This window comes from Alloacidobacterium dinghuense, from assembly GCF_014274465.1.
GTDB lineage: Bacteria > Acidobacteriota > Terriglobia > Terriglobales > Acidobacteriaceae > Alloacidobacterium > Alloacidobacterium dinghuense.
On the sequence record NZ_CP060394.1, the window covers coordinates 3705114 to 3725316 of the forward strand.

Sequence of the window (20203 nt, forward strand, 5' to 3'; positions counted from 1 at the left end):
TCGTGTTCTGGCCGACTCCGTACGAACGTGCGGTCGGATCATTGAGATTGATATAGATGAAGGTAGGCCGTATGTCATCGATGCAATATAAGATTCTCTATCCGGTCGACTTTTCAAAGCGCTCCACGTTAGCCATCCAGCACGTGAGGGTCTGGGTCGAACACTTTCGAGCCGCCCTGGATACACTGCACATTGTCGACAACAATACACCTGGCCCCCCATACGATCCTTCATTCTACGAGGAACAGTCCCGTCTTAGAGAAAGGCGTACTGCTGATCTAGAATACTTCTCCGATCAGTATTTCGGTAAGGACGTGGCTCGCCCCGCCGTTCTAACTGGCGACAGAGCCAATCTGATTCGACACTTTGCGGACCGTGAACAAGTCGACCTGATCATGTTGTGTCGAGATCATCAGAGCCTCATATCCCGCTTTTTCCATGACTCTTTAACGGCACAACTCCTCGACCGATGCAGGGCGTCTATTTGGATGACAGAACATTTTGAAGATACGACGCCTTCGATCCCGAGCAACGTTCTTTGTGCTGTGCACTTGGGAGACGATCCAACACTCGATGCGCACAATCACCGAATTCTTTACACGATCCGAGACCTTGTATCCAATTTCGGCTCTGACGTGACATTTCTGCACGTCACCGGTAACGAAGACACGAGCAAGCCCTCCTCCGAGCAACGAACGAAGACTGGATTCATGTTGTGGCTGGAGCAAGCACACTGCTTATTCGGGAGTCCCGTAAAGCTCCTTAGAACGTCAGGCAGGGTCATCGCTGCGATCAGAGAGACCGCAAAGAAGGTGAGGGCTGACCTGGTTGTCGTTGGCCGCATGCGCCCTGGAGCCGTGAGTCTTGGACGACAGAGTCGGTTATTAAAGATTGATCATGCCTTGTGCTGCCCAGTCCTTAGCGTGTGGTAAAACCTCGACAGCTTAGGGCTATTTCGGGAACGGGTGCTTCGTTACTGGGGGGCACACGCTCAAGCGCCGTAGTCAGACGCGGCGGTGCGCCTGGGTGCGCTGCCTGAAGCTAGCCGCACAATGGCTTCCGACTCCTCGCGTGCTCCATCCCTGGCCCCTTGACCGCTTCGTCCCCACTCATCCGAGATAAGAGCCGCATGCGCCGGTGAGCCCTCGCGCGGATCTGTGCGGGGGCGATCAGCATGGTCGTCCCTACCGCGTGGATCGCTCGGAGGTGGGCCGCTTATTCACTCAGCAGGATAAAACCAATCGAGGTTGAGTTATGGTTGCGTCAGCTTCCTTTGGCTCGCGGTTCCTGCGCAAAGATCAGGAACATCATGAGCGTCCTCTTCAACCACGCGTGCACATATGAACTCTATGTACCAAGGTATCGACCAATACCTTCGTCTCATACTCTGCACGCAGACATTGCTGCGCGAATTGCATCTCTAGTCACGTGCCGCACGAGAACGATCGCCGGTGTATTCCCCTCTCACTGATGGACGGGAAATCTCAAGCTAGCTGGTTCTTGCCCATTCCGATCAGTGTTTTCGAGCTCCCGCCTTCTACCGCTCGGCCCACTGGGACTGCTGGAACCACGAAGGACGTCGTTAACAAACGTAGCCAGGGTCGGGGGGGAAGACACGTGAGAGCGCATTTGCTCCTGTTTTTCCTTGGATCCAGCCTTTTGGCTTTCGGCCAAAGCAATCATGTAGGCGTTGCACTAGCCGATCAATCGAGCCCGCCCACTCAAGGCCGGCCGTCGACAATCAAGAACGCGCAGCCTGACGAACTCAAGCAGGAGCTCGATGCGGACGTAATTGCCTTGTCGAAGATACCCGCCGACCCACTCATAAAACCGGATCCTGTAGCTCCGATCTTGCGCCCAGTCGACAGGCTTGTAGATAGCAGCATTGACTCTCTACGGTTGAAGTTTGGCGCGACTTATACCTTTCTGAACCAGTACGCAACAATTACGCCGGACGGTGTCCGGCACAACCAGACCAGCGGGCGTCTCGATTTCACCGGCGCCTGGTCTGTGTACGATCACGAAAGCACTGCGGGATCCATCAGCCTGCTTGTTCGTTCCGGCACCAATATCGGCTACAGCCAGCAGTGGAACCTTAACGATCGACTCGGCTCAGGGCTCTACTTGAACTGCTTACAGGGCGGAGGTCCGCAGGAGCCAATCACCTTGAACGTCCTCTACTGGCGGCAGGATTTCTTCGCGAAGAGACTTTCGTTTTATGTGGGCAAGATCCATCCTAACGAATACATAACTCTCAGCATGTTCAATAACGACGAACGCTCACAATTCTTAAATGGGGCAAACGACGGTAATGATGCTGTCGCCGACGACGGGACATACGCCGGAGGCGCTGCGGTTGAATTCCAGGCTACACGGCATGTTTACATCCACGCCGTCGCCGTAGACACGGAGGGCGCACAGCAGAGAAATATCGAAACGCTCGTCGATCGAAAATACATGGAAGGCGTGGAACTGGGCTGGTCCTCAGGCTCAGTCGGTGAAAAGTATCGGCTTTATCGCATCGGCATGTGGCGAGACGATACTAAGAACATGGGGAGTGGGTATGGCGGCGGCTTTGAGTTCGACCATGAATTATCCAACGGCTGGACGCCATTTGGAAGGGTCGTTTTCGGTACCAATAAGGGAACGGCCATTAAAGACCAGTACGGGATCGGTTTGGCTCAGGTTCATCCATTCGGACGTCGGGGAGACATGTTCGGCGCTGCATTCAATTACACACAGCCGAATTTCCCTGGTAAGCACCATGAGAGCGTGTTTGAGTCGTTTTATCGCCTTCGTCTGACTCAAAGTGTCGAGATTGGCCCGGATTTAGAGGTTTCAATTCATCCGACCTACGCAACTAAGGCTTACACGACAACTCTTCTCGGCGCAAGAATACGAATCATCTTCTAAGCACCGAGATCCACTGACCTGAGGTCGTTTCCTCGATGAAGAGCACACTAATTCCGAAGCTGATGTGGAAGATTCACTTTGTCTGTCCCTGGCAGCTTCTGTCACACGCGGAAAATTTGAGGCGAAGAAAGATGGGAGCTCGGTTAGTCGCTCGATCGCCAGCGGCGCTGCGCTCAGGATCAGCAAACCCCCGAGTTTCGGAGCGATTGTCGTACCCAGCGAGTTGAAAGCCTGGGTCCGGTCCAGCCGGCTCGACGCTGGCAATAAGATGACGCAAATTCATGGAGTCGCGATCTCAAGGCCGTTGGCGGTCGGCTCAGTCGCCGTCCTGTCCACAATCTTTATTCATGTGTTTGCTATAGTCGTAACTGTGCGTTTTTTCCGTTACGAGAGAAAACGTGGCCGGACCGGCGCAGGCTTGCTTGTCGATTTTCCAATTCTTATGCTGACGATAGTAATAGCCTTCGTGGCGCACTTGATCGAGATCGCCTTGTGGGCGGTTCTATTTGTAATCTGCGGAGAATTCAAAGACTTTGCATTCGCCTATTATCATTCAGCGGTTAACTACTCAACCCTGGGCTACGGGGATGTGATTATGTCGCCGTCGTGGAAGCTGCTGGGGCCGCTGGAAGCAGCCGATGGTGCACTCATGTTTGGTGTTTCGACCGCAATGATTTTTGCCGTCATTCAGCGATTGATTCTCACAAGATTCGCCGATCTCAGGACCCAATGATGTGTCATTGCCTCTAATCAAACGTCACAGAGTGATCTTTCCTGCGAAATCGCAGCAAACTGGAGCCGAAATTAGGGCTATCCCGCATTTCTCAGACGTCCAACCAATACTTTGGTATTGATCGATACGTTAGTCCAATAGATCGTCTGCCGCGCTTCAGGCTTAATCAAGCTGCAGCCAATCGGAGCGATTATGAGCACTGCAATTACCGCTTCTCACACCCAGCGAAACCCGGAACTTTTGGGTCAAACAGTCATCGTGATCGGCGGAAGCGGCGGCATCGGCCTCGAGACAGCCCGAAGAGCAAGCGCGGAGGGCGCGAAGCTAATCCTTACTGGTCGCAGTCCTGAACGCCTCCAGCGGGCGGCAAGCGAGGTCGATGCGCTGACCACTAACGCTTTTGACGCCACGGATCCTGCGCTGCTCGCGCAGTTCTTCCGCAATTTGCCGACCTCAATCGATCACACCATGGTGACAGCTGGCCGGCCCTATTTCGGCCGCCTCATCGACCTTGATCTCGCCCACGCGCGCCGTGTGCTGGACGAGCATTTTTCACTCTTCATCGAAGTCGCCCGGGACGCAGCTGGCAAGGTAAAAGCCGGCGGGAGTTTGATATTTATGGGGGACACCGGCGCCGCCCGAGCATTGGCCTCGGAATCTTGTCGACCATGACCGCCGCACTTCCTGCCCTTACGGCCAATCTGGCGCTTGAGCTGGCACCCGTTCGCGTGAACCTGATCGCCGCCGGATTCGTCGACACGCAGCTGTCTGCATCGCTCTTGGGCGATGAACTCGAAAACCGCCGCAGCCAGCTTCGAGCCAGACTGCCCATCCGGCGGGTCGTTCAACCAACAGATGTCTCCGCACTGGCCGTACACATCATGACCAACACTGCCCTTACGGGCGCAACCTCCGACGTCGATGGGGGGGCAGCAGTTCGCCGACGCCTAGCCGGGAAACGGTGCGCGGAAGGCTCAAGATGAACGATCAACAAAAGAAGGAGCAGTATCCTGGAGTACGGGATCAAGAGATTCGTGCGGTACTGGATCAGCACTGGGCGGCATCCGATGCCAACGATTTTGAAACGGAGCACCGCATCTATCACGAGGACGCGGTGCTTGAATACCCGCAGTCAGGCGAGCGAACCCGCGGTCGACGCAACATACAGAATCAACGCGCTAGTCAGCCAAGCAAAAAGCGGTTCGCTGTCCGACGAATCATTAGCGGCGGTGATCTTTGGATCACCGAATTCATCCTGACATATGACGGCAAGCCCTCCTACACCGTGAGCATCATGGAGTTCAGGGGCGACAAGGTGGCGCGGGAAACACAGTACTTTGCGGATCCATTCGTGGCTCCCGCATCGCGCGCTCAATGGGTCGAGCGGATGGACACATAATCTCGCTGTCTGGACTTCAAGGAGGTAGGAATGCCCCGATTGCTCTCTGTAAATGTCGGTCTTCCGCGCGACGTGACATGGAACGGCAAAACTGTCCGAACCGCAGTTTGGAAATTTCCTGTTGCGGAGCGGCACATGGTGCGCAAGCTCAATATCGATGGCGACGGGCAAGGTGATCTTGCCGGTCATGGAGGCGAGCATCGCGCCGTCTTTGTCTACCAGATGGGCTCGTATCATTACTGGGAGCGCTTTCTGGGCCGCAATGATTTTACTTTTGGGCAGTTCGGTGAAAATTTTACGGTCGACGGGCTTGCGGATGACGAAGTTTGCATTGGTGATCGATACCGCATCGGCGACGCGCTATTTGAAGTGACGCAGCCACGCGTGACGTGCTATCGCGTCGGCATCCGCATGAACGAACCTCGGATGGCAGCCCTACTCGTAGCACATCACAGACCAGGATTTTACTTTCGCGTGTTGCAAGAGGGAGAAGTTGGCGCGGCCGATGACATTGTAAAAGTTGCTGACGGTCCAGAGCGGATCACCGTGGCGGAGACTGACGCCCTCCTATATTTGCCGGGGCATTCCCATGATCGACTGCAACGCGCGCTGCGGATTCCTGCGCTTAGCAAGGGTTGGCAGAGTTCGTTCCAGGCAATGCTCGGGCGAGAATCGAGTTCCGAAACTGCGGCAGGGAATCCGGGGCTCGCACATGAGGAGCAAGCTCCGGCATGGCCCGGATTTAAGCAAATGCGAGTCACGCAGATGAGTAAGGAGAGTGACAGCGTGACTTCCTTTGTTCTCGCGCCGATCGATGGTCAGCCTCTTCCCGCCTTCCACGCAGGTCAATTCGTTGTCTTGCGGTTGCAGGTCGATCCGGGGAAGCCTCCGATTCTTCGCAGCTATTCCTTGTCCGATCTGCCAGTAGCCGATCATTTCCGCATCACCGTCAAGAACGAATCAAATGGAGTTGGAAGTTCGTTTCTGTGCAACCACGTGCGAGAAGGCGATGCATTGGATGTGAGCGCACCCAGGGGAAGTTTTACCCTGCATTCCGGCGCGGACCCCGTGGTTTTGCTGAGCGCCGGAGTTGGCGCGACGCCGGTGATGTCGATGCTGCACGCACTCGCCGCAGAAAAATCTGAACGAGAGATCTGGTGGATCTATGGAGCGCGCAATAGTCTCGACCATCCATTCGCGCGAGAGTCACGTTCTCTACTGCGACAGCTTTCTCGCGGGCGAAGCTACATCGTGTACAGCAGACCCGCAGCAACCGATCAACCCGGGTTGGACTTTGATGCGTCAGGTCATATCGACGCAGCGTTGGTGGAGAAGATTGGCGTGTCGCGGGATAGCGAATTCTATGTGTGTGGCCCATCTTCGTTTTTAGAGAATATGCGGGGTGGGCTGCGAAACTGGGGTGCGCGCGCAGAGAATGTGCATACGGAAATTTTCGGTGCCCTTGAGGGCATGACACCCGGTATGGCGAGTGTTGGTCATACACCGCACCTGCCCCACGGCCCCCAGGGATCCGGCCCGTCAGTCTCATTTGCGCGCAGCGGGATCACGGCTGCGTGGGATCCCAAAGATCAGAGTTTGTTGGAACTGGCGGAAGCGTGCGACATTCCGGTCAGATGGTCCTGCCGGACGGGAGTGTGCCATACCTGCATGACGGGTCTGATTGGCGGATCGATTCGTTACAAGCCGGAACCGCTGGAAAGGCCGGCGACTGGAAATGTGCTGGTGTGCTGCTCACAGCCGGAAGCAAATGTAATTCTTGATCTTTGATGAAATGGAAATACAGAGGGGAGACGAGCGTTGTCGTCCCGGCAGGAGCAGCACTCGCCAGCAGATTTTCACGGTGAAGAGCAAGGTATCGATACGGAAATCGTGCTGAATTTCCGAACACGACCCGGCTTTCCTATGTTTTTTTTGCGCGGGAATACGCGAAAACGGCCCCAAATCGGGCCGTTTTCCTTTTGCTGGTGTTGCGGGTTAGCTTGCTTTCTTGTGCGCAAGGTCGAGGACGCTCTCGTCCCCCGGCGTTACTTCGCTCAGTTTTCCCGTTGACAAATCAAGAACAAATCCACGAATTATAACGCTCGAAGGAATCCAGGGGTGCGACCTGAGTTTCAGCACCTGCTTTTGTGTCTGCCAATTCACGTCGGAGTAGCAGTGGAATTTATCGGGAGCTACTGCCCACGCGCCACACTGCGTGTGAAGGTGCTGCTCGAACTCTTCTTCCGAAAACATTTCCATTCCGCAGCCAGTGTGCCCGACTATCATGAGTTCTCGAACACCCAGAACGTGAATTGAAAACATTAGGGACCGCACAACGTCTTCCGTTGCAGCAGTTCCCACGTTCCGAATCACGTCCGCATCGGCGGGCTTGATGTCCAGCCACTCGAGCAGTTGGTTGAGGCGAGGGTCCATACACGTGAGGATTGCAATCTTCGGAGCTGGTTTGTTTGCCAGCGAAGGATCGTGGTGCTCTGCATTCTTACGGTTTGCCGCAATCGCGCTCTCGATCAAGCTCATTTGGATTCTCCTAAATCGCGTTGCGCGTCCCACATTTGGTTTGCGACAACGCGTGGTTTGGCGTTGTTTTTATACGGATTCAACCCTCTCGGATCGGCTCCGCAGTCCGTTGTCAAAGGTCGGCGCCAGGTCCGCCGTGCGGCCAGCGCTGTGTTATCGCTAGTGGAATCAGGATCTCTATTCGATTCGTTGCGTCATCCTCGACTGCCAAAGGCATCCCACACTGCCATGTGCTGTGATCTCTGGACATATCTATTCAGACTGGTCAGTCACCTCTTGCAGCTCATCGCGGCGGGGCTGTCTGACTCCGATTTGGAGATGCCATGAGAAAGATTTACAGCGAGGCGTTCAAGTATCAGGCACAGCAGCGCTAAGACCGATGTAAGCATCAACCGCTGATAAAGGCCGCTCACACGAAAGAGCTCTACAAGGAGGATCAGACTGGCCAGCACCAGCAGCGTCAGGGACATGGCACGATGGAATCGTTGCATCCCGTATTCCAGCCCGTTCAGGTCCCTTCGCTCAATCTCGCGGCCTTTGTCGGAATCGGTGCAAGCCACTTTGCTCTTGCAGGAATTGCAGGCAGCAGCAGGCGCACGGTAGACGACAACCCCCTTTGCTGAGTCCGAGAAAATCGGGAACAGGTGTTGGTCCTGCGGGCACCTCCAGACGTCCCGGTCCGGATGATAAGTGAAGCCGGCGGTACTGGCGCCCAGAGATCGCCGGTGGGCATGACGCGCGGCGCATTCCAATAGAAAGGCGATGAACGCAAGGGAAACAGCGTATGCCAAAATCAATGTGAATTCGAGAGATGCGTGAACCATGGTTCATCGCTCCTAAATCTAAGCTACCGTTCCTCGACCTGAGCCACGACGTCGGTGAAGAGGATGTCTTTTGGCTCCTCCATGGTCGAACTCTTCCCCATATGACGAATGCCGAGGAAAGACAGGTAGAGCATCGGAAGCGTTCCACCCAGGATGAAAACAATGTCGCCCGGCATGCGTAGCCACTCCAGCACGGAGTTGGCACGACTGCCGATGTAGTTCAGCGTGCGGGCATCATAGTAGCTCACGCTGATCGAGTGATAGAGCTGCAGTATACCCAGAGGGAAAAGGGTTGCGAAAACCATCCACGCCAGCCCGAGATTGAGCGACCAAAAACTGATCCTGGCCGCCCTATCCGACCAGTATTTTTGCGGGATGACATAGCGTAGGCAGAAGAGAGCGAGACCTATCGACAGCATTCCGTATACGCCCATCATCGACGCATGTGCATGATTCGCAGTCAGGGCGGTGCCGATCTCGTAGTAAGAAACGATAGGCAGGTTGATGAGAAAGCCGAAGACCCCGGCTCCAAGAAAGTTCCAGAAACCGACTGCAGCGAGGAACATCACGGCCCAGTAATGCGGAAATGGCGTTCTCGATCCCGCGCTCTGCACTGTTCCCAACTGCAGGAAGCTCCACGCCTCAAGCGTAAGGATCGTCAGCGGTATAACCTCGCCCGCGGAGAAAAACGCGCCAAGCGCCATGTGCATAGCGGGCTCGCCCGAGAAGTACACGTGATGCATAGTGCCGACGATTCCACCTGCAGAATACAAAACAACGTCGAGGTAGATCATGCGCAATCCAATGCGCTCGTCAACCACGCCTAAGAGAACAAAGATGTATGCGACCAGGACAGTGGTGAACAGCTCCAGAAAGTCTTCAACCCAGAGATGCACGACCCAGAAGCGCCAGAAATCCGTGGTTGTAAAATGCTCTCCAGGATTCGCCAGCAGGCCAATGCCATAGAAGGCGGGGATGGAAAGCGCAGAAAAGAAAAAGAGCCAGGGCATGTTTCCTGCATGCTCAGCAGAGAGCCTGCCGCGAAGCCCTCGATAGAGAATCACGACCCAGAAAGACAAGCCGACGGTCAACAAAATTTGCCAGATGCGACCAAGATCGAGATATTCAAATCCCTGATTGCCGAACCATGCGTTACGAACCAGGCCCTGGATACCAGCAAATTCGCCGAGCAGACTTCCCACCACGACAACGACGAGTGCACCCAATAAACCATATGCAAGGAGCTTTTGTCCTTGCGGCTCTCGCCCTGCAATCATGGGTGCCAGGAAGATGCCCGAAGCAAGATACGAAGTGGAGACCCAGAAGATGGATAGCTGTAGGTGCCATGTGCGGACCACATTGAAGGGAAGAACCCGTCCAAGATCGATGCCGAAGAAGGTCTGCAGGTCCGCGCGATAGTGCTCGGTAGCGGCGCCCAACAGAGTTTGAATGACGAAAAGCGCTGCCATGACGAAGAAAAACCATGCGCACGCCCTTTGAGCCGGCGTGAGCTGAACTTCATCCGGAGCGCGGAAAGACATAGTCTGTTGTTCGCGGCCATGCCATCCCATCAGATTCCAGCGGCCAAAGGCTGCTAGTAGCAATCCCGTTCCCCCCAATAACACAACGAAGGAAAGCACACTCCACACGATTGAGTCGGCGGTTGCATGATTGTCGACAAGTGGTTCGGGCGGCCAGTTGTTGGTGTAGGAGTAGGGATGGCGGGGCCGGGCGGTAGAGGCTGCCCAGGCAGTCCAGCTGAAGAATGCTGTCAGCTTGCGAATCTCTTCCGGGTCGCGAATGGCGGATGGTCTCAGGCCGAACTTGGTTGTCGGCTCTCCAAAGAACGTCGCGTAGTAGGACCGGCAGTCTTTGAGGGCCTGTACCTGAGCATCTGTATATACGAGCGTGCCCGTACTTTCGTCATATTGGTTGGACTTGAAGTCTTTTATGGTGTGGCTGCGCGCGGTGTCGGAGTTTTGGCCACCATAAAAATCGATACTGGAGAGCGCTGCGCGATGCAGATACTCGGTTGTGAAGTCCGGTCCAAGATACGCACCATGGCCGAAGATCGATCCGTATTCCATCAGGCCGTTGCCGAGAAAAATCTGTTGGCCCGTCATGATGTCGCCGCGAGTGAACAGGACTGCGCCGTGTGTGTTTTTAACGTTCTGGGGAATGGGAGGTTCATCATTGTAGGTGTAGTAGGTGAGCACACCCATGATCAAGAATCCAATCATCAGGACGATGCCTGCTGCCTGGATCCAACCACGAGAGATCATCAGCGGACGCTTTTCAAGCGCGGACATAGTTCACTCCTTACCAGCTAGAGATGGTGCCTCGAGGGGCCTGCTCGAAGAGTTCTTGACGCGGTTGTGCAGTCATAAGATCGTCTAACTCAATTACCCGTGTCGTGACAGCGTCCGATCGCATCGTTTCCTCTCGCACGGACTCCGCAGTCTGTTGTCAAAGTTCGGTGGCTGGTCCGCCGTGCGGCCAGCGTTGTGTCACGTTCTTGGTGCGCGTGAAGAAGCGGATGCTGTCCTCGCCATATTGGTTCAGGTCGCCGAAAGCTGAGTTCTTCCAGCCGCCATGGCTGTAGTAGCCGACAGGCGTTGGCAGGGGAAAATTAACGCCCACCATACCCACCTCGACCCCGGCAACGAAACGCTGGGCCCAGTCTCCACTGCGCGTAAAGACCGTAACTGCGTTGCCCTGGTGGTGGACGTTCGGGTAGCTTAGCGCCTCCTCGAACGTCTCCGCGCGAACAATCTGCAGCGTGGGGCCGAAGATCTCGTCCTGGTAGCTCTGCATTGACTGCGTGGCGTGATCGATCAGGGTCGGCCACAAGAAGAACCCCTCTTCGTGCCCCGGCAGGCTTCGCCCCGCCCGTCGATGACCAGCTCGGCGCCCTCGTCGACAGCCAGTTGAATATAGCTCTCGATCTTCTTCTTGTTTTCGGGGGTGACGACCGGACCCATTTGCGCATTGGGATCAGTGGAGACGCCAATCCTCAGCTTTGGGATCTCCTCGAGCAGGCGCTCGCGAACCGCCTCGGCCGTCTCCTTGCCAACGGGCACGATCACCGGCATGGCCATGCAGCGCTCGCCTGCAGACCCGAAGGCCCCGGCGAGGATATCCACGACAGCCGAGTCGAGATCAGCGTCGGGCAGAATGACGCCGTGGTTCTTCGCTCCGCCCAGGCATAGCACGCGCTTGCCGTTGCCCGCGCCGCGCGCGTAGACGGACTTCGCCACGGCCGTCGAGCCGATAAAGGTTACGGCCTTGATGTCCGGATGATCCCCGATCGCTTCGCCGACCTCCTGGACACCCTGCACGACATTGACGATGCCCGGCGGCACGCCGGCTTCGTGGGCGAGCTCGACGATCCGGAGGGCCGCGGAGGGTACGCGCTCCGATGGCTTCAGGATGAAGGCGTTGCCCACGGCGATGGCCGGGGTCAGCATCCAGAGCGGGATCATGCCGGGAAGTTGAAGGGCGGAATTCCGGCAACGACTCCCAGTGGTTCGCGGATGGAATAGACATTCACGCCAGGTCCCGCGCCCTGGGTGAACTCGCCCTTCTGCAGATGCGGGACACCGCACATAAACTCCACCACGTCGAGGCCGCGCTGCAACTCGCCATTGGAGTCGCCGAGCAATTTGCCGTGTTCGGAGGACATCAGGTAGATAAGCTCCTGCCTGTGCTCTTCGATCAATGCCTTGAACCTGAAAATCACACGCGCCCGGTGCAGGGGGTCAATCGCGGCCCAGGCGGGTTGCGCCGCCTTGGCGGCCGCGACAGCCTCACCAAGGATTGCGGCGTCACCGTGCTCCAGAAGGGCCTGCACCTGCCCGGTGCTGGGATCGTAGACAGGGCTGGTGAGTGCGCCAGGGCGCGTGACGCTCTGGCCGTTGATGAAATGGCTGATCGTGCGCATAGGCTTTTTCTCCTCCTCACTATCGACTTCGAAATAAGCAACCCCTTTACGGACTCGGCAGCCCATTGTCCAAGCTTTAGAGAGGATGAAGGGTCAAAATCATTGCTCTGTTTTCCTGGTGGAATTGACCGGCCCTCCGGTTCCGAGGGCCGGAGATTGGAGTAGTCGTTTTCGTGCTCGGTGAAGCCTGCTTTTCACAGATGCCACTGATACTCCGAGATCCTGTGCTATTTCCTTAGTGGAATGCTCTTCCGACAACCGAATGTCCATTACTGCTCGAGACTTGGGATCAAGCCGTTGGAGTGCGCGGCGGATTGCGTGGCATCGCTGTTGCTGATCGTAGAGTTGTTCCGGGTTGGGAGCGCCGTCAGGAATCTCGAGGTGTGCGCAAGCACCTTCAAAGTCTTGCTGCTGTTCGAATGACATCTCTGGGCGGCAGTGACGTCTGCGAAGGATCATCAGTGCCGTGTTGATGCCAATTCGCGTTAACCAGCTGGACAACTTGGATCTACCTTCAAATGAGGGGAGCGCTAGATAAGCTTTCAGAAAGGTATCCTGCAAGGCGTCCTCAGCATCCTCCCGATTCCGCGTTATGGACAGAATCCGCTGATAAACGCGATGAGAATGAGTTCTCTGCAGTTCGGCAAAGGCTGCATGGGAACCACGCCTAGCTGCAAGTATGAGCTCCTCATCACGTGACATGGCCTCATATCCCATGTTTGACGAAATCGCCGAACACCGCTCCGGAGAATTCATGCCCGACCTCCTTCGTCTTTGCCAGCTTCGACTGAATGCGAAACTGAAGCTTCAGTTGATGTGGTCATTACGCCAGAGGAACAGATTTGTAACAATTGGACGAAGGTATCGGTCGATACTTTCGTATGATGGAAGTCCTGCACGTCCTAACTCATTATTGTTTAAAAAAGGTGACGATGCGCCACGCCTGGGAGGTCAGCGATACGGATGCGCTTCGTCTTTGCCTTACGGGTCTTGAGACGGCTACGACTAGTGGCTCGCGGAATGGCACACGCGATTCATAGAACGAGCTGCGATCAGCTGAAGGCGGACGCGTGAATCCAGTGTCGATCCCTCCTCGGTCGAACGCAAGGTCCTGCCCACTAGGCACATTTCCTTCAAGACGCAGCGTCGCCCCTCGGATGCCGGGTCTTATATTTGCGCAGCAGATCGTTTGATTGGCCCAGGCTCAGGAAGAAGATTCAGATCCTCAGGACTCTGCCGCCGCAAGGCAGTGTTCTTCGATGGTGGTCGCTTAAATGCCATCGGCGGCCAACATAAGTAATCATCTTCCCTGCACCGCTATCGCGGTCAGGAGGACGAAAATGCAGCGCTGCAGCTTGATTAAGAAGAACCGGAAGCGGGGTTCCGATGTATGGCTTCTCCGTTGGTCCGACAAGTCCATTTCGGGAAAGCGCATCTATCGCAAGAGAGTCATAGGGACAGTGGATGAATATTCCGACGCTCAATCAGCGCGTCAAGCAGTCTCATCACTGATCGAGCGGATCAACGCCGACAATCCTCGAATAGGCCTTCGGTCGATTACACTTTCTACGCTGTGCAATCACTTCGAACGATGCGAATTGGCGCAGAGCAACACTTGGCGCAGCTATTCCACGAAGAAGTGCTACGCAGGATACCTGAAACGGTGGGTCGTCCCCCAATGGGGAAAGTATGAACTGCGAGAAATCAAAACAATAGAAGTTGAGTCCTGGCTTCGCCGCTTACCGCTTGCAAAGAGCAGTTGCGCGAAGATCCGAGGCGTCATGTCGGTTTTGTTCAACCATGCCTGCCGATATGAGCTCTTCGATCACAATCCGATTCATCTGGTCCGTCAGGGCGCAAAACGCAAAGGAACGCCCTGCGTTTTAGCCCCGTCCGAAATAAAGCTATTGGCAGATAGTCTCGCCGATCGAGAACGAACATTGGTGTTGCTCGCCGCATCCACTGGCTTACGTCAGAGCGAGTTATTCGGTCTGAAATGGGGCGACATCAATTTCACGGAGGGAACGATGAACGTGACACGCTCGATCGTTTGCGGCATTGTCGGGCCGTGCAAGACCGAATCATCGCAGAAGCCGGTCCCGATTCATCCGCTGATTATCGAGGCGCTCGTCAAATGGAAGGAGCATCAGCACTACCGCAAGCCCGACGACTGGATTTTCGCTAGTGGCCGTCGCAGCGGCCGCAAGCCGTACTGGGGTCAGGCGATCCTGCGGAAGTACATCCTGCCAAAGGCGCAAGCACTCGGAATCGAAAAGAGGTTTGGCTGGCACACCTTCCGACACACTTACTCGACGCTGTTGAGGAGCGTGGGCACTGAGTTCAAGGTTATGCAGGAATTGCTTCGACACTCTTCACTACGATCCACTCTTGATGTCTATACCCAGGCGATCACGCCGGCAAAGCACGCTGCCCAGGCAGCAGTTATGGCGCTTGTCTTTTCTCCGCAACCCGAGTCTGAAACGCGTGCGTTCTGACGGCTTTGGATCAGCGACCTTATATATGGGCACTGAAATTGGGGTGCAAAAGGGGCACGTTTCCGTAGCTCTTTTGCACCCCAATTGATTTCCGCCATTCCGAGTTAACTCTTTTGGAATGTATGGCGGGGACGACGGGGCTCGAACCCGCGACCTCTGCCGTGACAGGGCAGCATTCTAACCAACTGAACTACGTCCCCCAAACTAACTTTGGACTTGCTACCGAGCAATTAAAGCGACTGAAGAATCGCAACAACAATTCCGTAACTGAATTGTAGCAGACAATTCTCCAACGCAGCTATTGGGAGTACGGACATTAGACAGACGTTGACGATTTCAAGTGAACAAAATGAAGTGGGATAATCTCACGATGAAGTCGCCAGGGCATAGCCGCGAGATCCTCTCTAGCAGGGAGGCACAGTCGCCCCACCTACGAAGTAGCTTTAGAGAGTTAACTCGTTGACAACCGTCACTCTCGAAAAACCCATGCCCCAGCACACCATCGTTCAGCGTCAAGTTTTCTGGAGTATAGGTGAGGCAATATTGTACTCGTACAGCAACGCTGTTCGCGATCATCGCATCGGGGGATGTGGTGGACCACAGGCCGGGACCATGTTTTGCGAATCGCATCAAGAGCGAACTTTTGCAGGCAGAGTTCCGCACTGTGCCGCGGCGGCTGGATCAAACGTCAGGCCCAGCGCCTGCGATTTTGCCACCATCCGCCCCATTGTGATATCGCATAGACAGGTTCCTGCATCTACACCTCCTGCCAACGCTGTCCCTCCACCCATGTCACCGTGACACCCCGAAAACCACACGTGTTCGATTGTCTGACCACCTACCGGTTTCGACGTCCAGAGCGTCGCCGGGAACTGTGCTTGTTTCATCGATTGGTAGGCATTCTTTATGTCCGGATGAAGACTGGTATCGAGAAAGCCGTACTTGTTCTCTTCCACTCCACTAAAGATTGTTGGAATGCTGAGCGACCCAACTGTGTCCCATACGCCCAGCATTTTGATCGTTACATCGCGTAATCCGCATGCTCCCAAACCGGCAAGGATGGAGGTACGCTTCATTGGATCAAGGTATGCGGCGAATGCCTGCGTTACGCAATCGTCGGTGAACGCTCCGGTTGGCAGGCCGCATGTCGCGATCATTCCAGCGAGGCTTCTGACGGTGTAAGCGCCTCGACTGAATCCAAACAGAAAATTTTGTCGCCTGACTCATACACATGGGACAATCTTTGTGTAGCAATCCATGATCTTCTGCAGCAGTCCCTGATCAAAGGCTCCTTCGAGGATGCGATTCAAGCCTGAGGCATCGGCACCCACTCCATCGTCGTAGTATGTGACTTGGTCTGAAGTGACGGTCAAAGCCTTATAGAACCGGTACACGTTGGCGTTGTTCCCCGGAGACTGCCAAAGTTCCATTCGCACATAACACAATCCGTTTTGACATTGAGGGACCTCCGGCAAATTGCAACTCTTTCACCATGCCTGGACCCTCCGAGATTGGCCAATTTTTGCCTTGACATACACCCAATCCCAATTTCCCATTGCCGAAATGCAAGGCAAGCTGGAAAGTCTTTCTCTCAGAGCTTTTGGATGGTCTGCTCGTTGTCGCGCGTTCGCGCTGATGCTTTCGTTATGCCTGGCAACGATTGGATGCACGTCCTCTCTCTCGAAGCACAGTGCTGCACTCTCAACTGCGACGGCACCGGTCGTCGACCAAGCAGCGACTGCTTATCGTACAGCCCAGGCACTGCATGATCTCCGAGTCGACTATGACGCAATCCCTGAGTTCGAGGCTGCGCAACCGGTCTACAACCCGCGCAACATTCAACCACTTATGTCAGACAAAGATATTCAGGTCCGGCTCGCCGTACTTGAGGCCTTCAAATGCTATGTACAGTCCATTGTTGCCATCACCAATGGTACCGACTCAAAGGAACTCGATGCGGCCTCAAAGTCTGTTGGGGATTCGCTGAGCGATCTCGGAAATTCTTTGGCGCCAGCCATTGAAAGCACGCTCGGAGTCGCTACTGCTGCAGCCTCTACGACTGAAACGACAATCACAACAACTACCGGCAACACCACATCAACAACATCTTCTACCTCGTCTTCACCCGCTCCACCGATTACGCCGGAAATTCGAAATAGTGTCAGTGTTGCCGTCAATGCTCTTGGACAGTTTCTGGTTAGCAGGAAAATCAAAAAGGAGCTGCCTGGAAAGGTGAAAGATATGGATCCTCACGTTGAGACCTTATGTAAGCTTCTCGAGCAGGATATCAACACTCTTCAGAGTCAGGAACAGCGGGACTACAACAGGATTATCAACCAACAGACCCTCTTCATTCGCGAAACCACCACACTCGATCCACAACAACGCCGCGCACAGATCATGAAACTACCCAGGACCGTCCGGCAGCAACGGGCATCTGACGAGCAACTGACTGACCTTCGTGCTTCGCTTGTCCGTTTGGCTCTTACGCATCATGCTTTGGCAGCGGATGCCCAAGGCAACAATTCAGAATCGCTCAAAGGCAAATTAGCGGATCTCGAAGCTGCCGGCGATAATCTCGGTAAGTTCTATTCATCCTTGCCAAGCCAGTAAGAAGGACCGGAGACCTGACCCTTGAGCATACCTGTAAACCCGCCAAGTCAACCGACCATTCCACTCACACCCGAGGCGCGCGCAGCTTATCAGGATCTTTACGACAAGTACGAAACTGCAATTGAGAACACGACAGACCCCGGTATTCTGCAAGCGCTAAATGACTCTCAAAGCAGTGTTGATAACATTTTGACGAAGGACTCAATGTATCGCCTTCACGCAAACACAGCTCTTTTTGAGGCACTTCTCAGCCAGATCAACGACACGAATAATGACCTTAAGAAGTTGAAGAATGAGATTGCCGCTATAGCATCTCACATCGCGACCGCAGGCGAGATACTGGCTGCCATCAATAAGGTTCTCACCCTCGTGCCCGGGGTTTGAAGCCTTACTTTTTAGGCGAACAAACTAACGATCCCCCAAGCATTTCACTCGAAGATAGCTTGATCCGCCGCGTTCACATTGCGCGATGTATTCTCACTCTTGAATGTCTTCATCCACCAGACGTAACATGCAATCCCCCCAACGCACGCTACCGCGCCGATTGAGAACGCGGGGACAAAAGAACCAGAGCGCCTCACGATCCAGCCCGTAATTACCGGACCAATGATTCCAGGTAGATTCCCGATAAAGTTCTGAAAACTCACGTAAGATCCCACCTCATTTGGCGGGGCACACTGCTGCGGAACGACCAGTATTGCGGAGATCAAAACTCCAGAAAGTGCAGAGATATAAAGGAACAGCAGCGCCAGATTTCGGCCTGTTGCCAGACAGGCCGGCATTACGAATAGCCCAAGTGAAAAGCCAACGACGATGATTGTCTTGATTGAACGGGTGACAGACCACCCGCGTCTCATAAGGACCCCAGTAAGCCAACCACCCGTGATCTCACTGCACGCGATGACGAGGTAGATCCCCCCGGCAACCCACCCAAGATGGCTCAGCGAAATACGTCGCACGGTATAGAGATATGAAGGTCCCCAGCTTATGAGCAAATACCAGAAGTAATTCCAGCAGAAGAATCCTGCGGCCATTCCCCACGTGTTGCGACTGCGAACGATTCCAATCAACGCACTCAACGGTGGAGCAGCACGTCGTGAGGCTGCAGCAATCGAAGGAGCAGGATAGAGCAGAAGCCACGGCAATAACCAGAGCAAGCCGATCAGACCCGTAGAGAGAAACATCCAGCTCCAACCAAAATTGCGAAGGATCCAGGCTTCTACTACAAGGCCGATCGCCAGTCCGGCCTTGCAACCAACATCGAAAATCGCCGAAGGAACGGCGCGCTCATGCGAATCAAACTGTTCGCTGATGAACCTGAGGCCGCCGGGGAGATTAATGGACTCTCCAATGCCCAGCAGCAATCGAAAGAAAATCAACATTGCCAGATCGCCGGCTAATCCTGTGGCTGCCGACGCCAGGCACCACAGAGCAAACGCCCCTGCATAAAGCCACTTCAGCCGCCAACGATCAGCCATCCATCCCGCTGGAAGTTGGAAAAGCGTATATGTGATCGAAAATGCAGCAAGAGCCCATCCCTGCTGCAACGGATCAAGCTGCATATCGCGAGCAACGAACGGAAGCGCGACGCTGAGGCTACCACGATCGAGATAGTTGATGAGCGCCGCCAGTGACAGCAAACTAATTGGAATCCAGCGACGTCGACGCGCAAACGATGGGCCTGTTGAACCTGCGACCGCGCTTGATTTGCTCACAATCAATTATGTGCTTCAGTGGATCGACGGATAGATTCCGGGAACTTGTAAGGAACTGCGGTAGACGCTCGAACTCGCCGTGATATACAGCGTCTTGTGTTCAGCGTCTCCCCACGCCAGATTTCCAACCTTCTCGGGAATATCAATCGTGCCCAGATGTTTTCCATCAGGAGAAAAGATCCAGACGCCGCCCGGCCCTGCGCTATACAGATTTCCTTGCTGATCGACCTTCATACCATCAGGGGACCCCGGACGAGTATCCGAACTCGCATCGAAGAACAGCTTCGCATCCGCGAGCGTTCCGTCAGGCTTGACCGTATAGCGCATCCAGATCTTCTTTGGTTCCGAATTGTTCACGTAGAGATACTTCTCATCTGGAGAAAAAGCAATCCCATTTGGTCGAGGCAAATCTTTGATAAGAAGCTGCAACTGCCCGTTGGCTGGAGGAGCACCTGGTTTCTGAGCGGTCGCGCCGGGAAGGCGATAAACGCCATTGAAGGGCAACTGCTTGTCTGGATCATTGTCCTTCTGCGTGCGTAGTCCGTACGGTGGATCGGTAAAGTAAAGCGATCCGTCGGACTTATACACAAGGTCATTCGGGCTGTTGAGGGACTTGCCTTCATAACTATCGACAAGCACGGTAACCTGCGCCTTGGGGTCAACTTTCTCCAATCTCCAAACATTCCGCTGCGCATGGCCGGCAACAGTAAGTCGGCCGTGGCCATCAAGGGTCATGCCATTCGAGCCAGACTCTGGACCACCATAGGGAGCCGTTCCTTTATATCCACTCGGCTGCAAAAAGATACTCGCCCCGGCCCCAGGGGCCCATTTGCGAATACTGTTGCTGGGAATATCTGCAAAGAGAAGATACCCTGCCGCAATCCACACCGGCCCTTCAGTCCAGGTAAAACCTGTGGCTACCTTTTCCAAGGTGGGTTTAGCCGGAATGATTCGGTCCAAAGCTGGATCAAAGCGCTCAATGGTCGGCGTTATCGTTTGCGACATTTCAGCAGAACCCATCCGAAACTCCGCC

General features: G+C 54.8%; 17 protein-coding genes, 1 tRNA gene and 2 pseudogenes. 10 read left to right on the top strand and 10 right to left on the bottom strand.

Features of this window, described 5'->3' with window-relative positions; all coding sequences use genetic code 11:
• The first annotated feature begins 80 nt into the window (after positions 1-80).
• The 7 genes from H7849_RS27505 (at position 81) to H7849_RS15300 (ending at position 6833) form a co-directional block, all read left to right on the top strand.
• Positions 81-932: a universal stress protein gene (locus tag H7849_RS27505; protein ID WP_432756551.1), complete on the top strand. Its 852-nt coding sequence runs from the start codon at positions 81-83 to the stop codon at positions 930-932.
• Positions 933-1617: 685 nt separating this feature from the next.
• Positions 1618-2913 carry a carbohydrate porin gene (locus tag H7849_RS15280; RefSeq protein ID WP_251106291.1) on the top strand — a complete coding sequence of 432 codons (1296 nt, stop codon included), beginning with the start codon at positions 1618-1620 and terminating at the stop codon, positions 2911-2913.
• A gap of 268 nt (positions 2914-3181) precedes the next feature.
• Positions 3182-3646: an ion channel gene (locus tag H7849_RS15285; protein WP_186740444.1), complete on the top strand. Its 465-nt coding sequence runs from the start codon at positions 3182-3184 to the stop codon at positions 3644-3646.
• A gap of 192 nt (positions 3647-3838) precedes the next feature.
• The gene (locus H7849_RS26495) at positions 3839-4318 is read left to right on the top strand and encodes an SDR family NAD(P)-dependent oxidoreductase (protein ID WP_222439662.1); all 480 of its coding nucleotides are present in this window, start codon (positions 3839-3841) and stop codon (positions 4316-4318) included.
• Positions 4315-4629, top strand: coding sequence for an SDR family oxidoreductase (locus tag H7849_RS26500; protein ID WP_222439663.1), 315 nt, complete (start codon positions 4315-4317; stop codon positions 4627-4629). The genes H7849_RS26495 and H7849_RS26500 overlap by 4 nt, the downstream gene beginning before the upstream one ends.
• A complete protein-coding gene (locus H7849_RS15295) occupies positions 4626-5045 on the top strand; it encodes a nuclear transport factor 2 family protein (RefSeq protein ID WP_186740446.1) in 420 nt (139 codons plus the stop codon). Before H7849_RS26500 ends, H7849_RS15295 begins: the two co-directional genes overlap by 4 nt.
• Positions 5046-5075: 30 nt before the next feature.
• Positions 5076-6833, top strand: coding sequence for an MOSC and FAD-binding oxidoreductase domain-containing protein (locus H7849_RS15300; RefSeq protein WP_186740447.1), 1758 nt, complete (start codon positions 5076-5078; stop codon positions 6831-6833).
• A gap of 207 nt (positions 6834-7040) precedes the next feature.
• Here H7849_RS15300 and H7849_RS15305 read toward each other — a convergent pair whose 3' ends face one another.
• The 6 genes and pseudogenes from H7849_RS15305 to H7849_RS27515 form a co-directional block, all read right to left on the bottom strand.
• Positions 7041-7583, bottom strand: coding sequence for a beta-class carbonic anhydrase (locus H7849_RS15305; RefSeq protein ID WP_186740449.1), 543 nt, complete (start codon positions 7581-7583; stop codon positions 7041-7043).
• 269 nt (positions 7584-7852) lie between these two features.
• Positions 7853-8380 (bottom strand): hypothetical protein, encoded by a 528-nt coding sequence (locus H7849_RS15310; protein WP_186740451.1) that lies wholly within the window; start codon positions 8378-8380, stop codon positions 7853-7855.
• A 50-nt stretch (positions 8381-8430) separates the two neighbouring features.
• Complete coding sequence (locus H7849_RS15315) at positions 8431-10716, bottom strand: nitric-oxide reductase large subunit (RefSeq protein ID WP_186740452.1); 2286 nt, start codon at positions 10714-10716, stop codon at positions 8431-8433.
• Between the two features lie 157 nt (positions 10717-10873).
• The gene (locus H7849_RS26505) at positions 10874-11257 is read right to left on the bottom strand and encodes an aldehyde dehydrogenase family protein (protein ID WP_222439664.1); all 384 of its coding nucleotides are present in this window, start codon (positions 11255-11257) and stop codon (positions 10874-10876) included.
• Positions 11242-12413 (bottom strand): annotated as a pseudogene (locus H7849_RS27510) (aldehyde dehydrogenase family protein). The gene H7849_RS26505 and the pseudogene H7849_RS27510 overlap by 16 nt, the downstream one beginning before the upstream one ends.
• Before the next feature lie 33 nt (positions 12414-12446).
• The gene (locus H7849_RS27515) at positions 12447-13103 is read right to left on the bottom strand and encodes an RNA polymerase sigma factor (RefSeq protein ID WP_186740454.1); all 657 of its coding nucleotides are present in this window, start codon (positions 13101-13103) and stop codon (positions 12447-12449) included.
• 584 nt (positions 13104-13687) lie between these two features.
• Here H7849_RS27515 and H7849_RS15330 point away from each other — a divergent pair.
• Positions 13688-14842, top strand: a complete 1155-nt coding sequence (locus tag H7849_RS15330; protein ID WP_186740456.1) for a tyrosine-type recombinase/integrase — start codon at positions 13688-13690, stop codon at positions 14840-14842.
• 123 nt (positions 14843-14965) lie between these two features.
• On the opposite strand, the gene H7849_RS15335 is transcribed toward H7849_RS15330, so the two are convergent.
• Both H7849_RS15335 and H7849_RS15340 read right to left on the bottom strand, forming a co-directional pair.
• A tRNA-Asp gene (locus H7849_RS15335) sits at positions 14966-15042 on the bottom strand.
• A gap of 429 nt (positions 15043-15471) precedes the next feature.
• Positions 15472-16272, bottom strand: a pseudogene (locus H7849_RS15340) (phospholipase effector Tle1 domain-containing protein).
• Positions 16273-16477: 205 nt separating this feature from the next.
• Here H7849_RS15340 and H7849_RS15350 point away from each other — a divergent pair.
• Together H7849_RS15350 and H7849_RS15355 are read left to right on the top strand one after the other, a co-directional pair.
• Positions 16478-17455 carry a hypothetical protein gene (locus tag H7849_RS15350; protein ID WP_186740459.1) on the top strand — a complete coding sequence of 326 codons (978 nt, stop codon included), beginning with the start codon at positions 16478-16480 and terminating at the stop codon, positions 17453-17455.
• Between the two features lie 21 nt (positions 17456-17476).
• Positions 17477-17839 carry a hypothetical protein gene (locus H7849_RS15355; protein WP_186740460.1) on the top strand — a complete coding sequence of 121 codons (363 nt, stop codon included), beginning with the start codon at positions 17477-17479 and terminating at the stop codon, positions 17837-17839.
• Between the two features lie 44 nt (positions 17840-17883).
• Here H7849_RS15355 and H7849_RS15360 read toward each other — a convergent pair whose 3' ends face one another.
• Both H7849_RS15360 and H7849_RS15365 read right to left on the bottom strand, forming a co-directional pair.
• The gene (locus H7849_RS15360; protein WP_186740461.1) at positions 17884-19170 is read right to left on the bottom strand and encodes an MFS transporter; all 1287 of its coding nucleotides are present in this window, start codon (positions 19168-19170) and stop codon (positions 17884-17886) included.
• Between the two features lie 15 nt (positions 19171-19185).
• Positions 19186-20190, bottom strand: a complete 1005-nt coding sequence (locus H7849_RS15365) for an SMP-30/gluconolactonase/LRE family protein (protein ID WP_186740462.1) — start codon at positions 20188-20190, stop codon at positions 19186-19188.
• Positions 20191-20203: the final 13 nt, after the last annotated feature.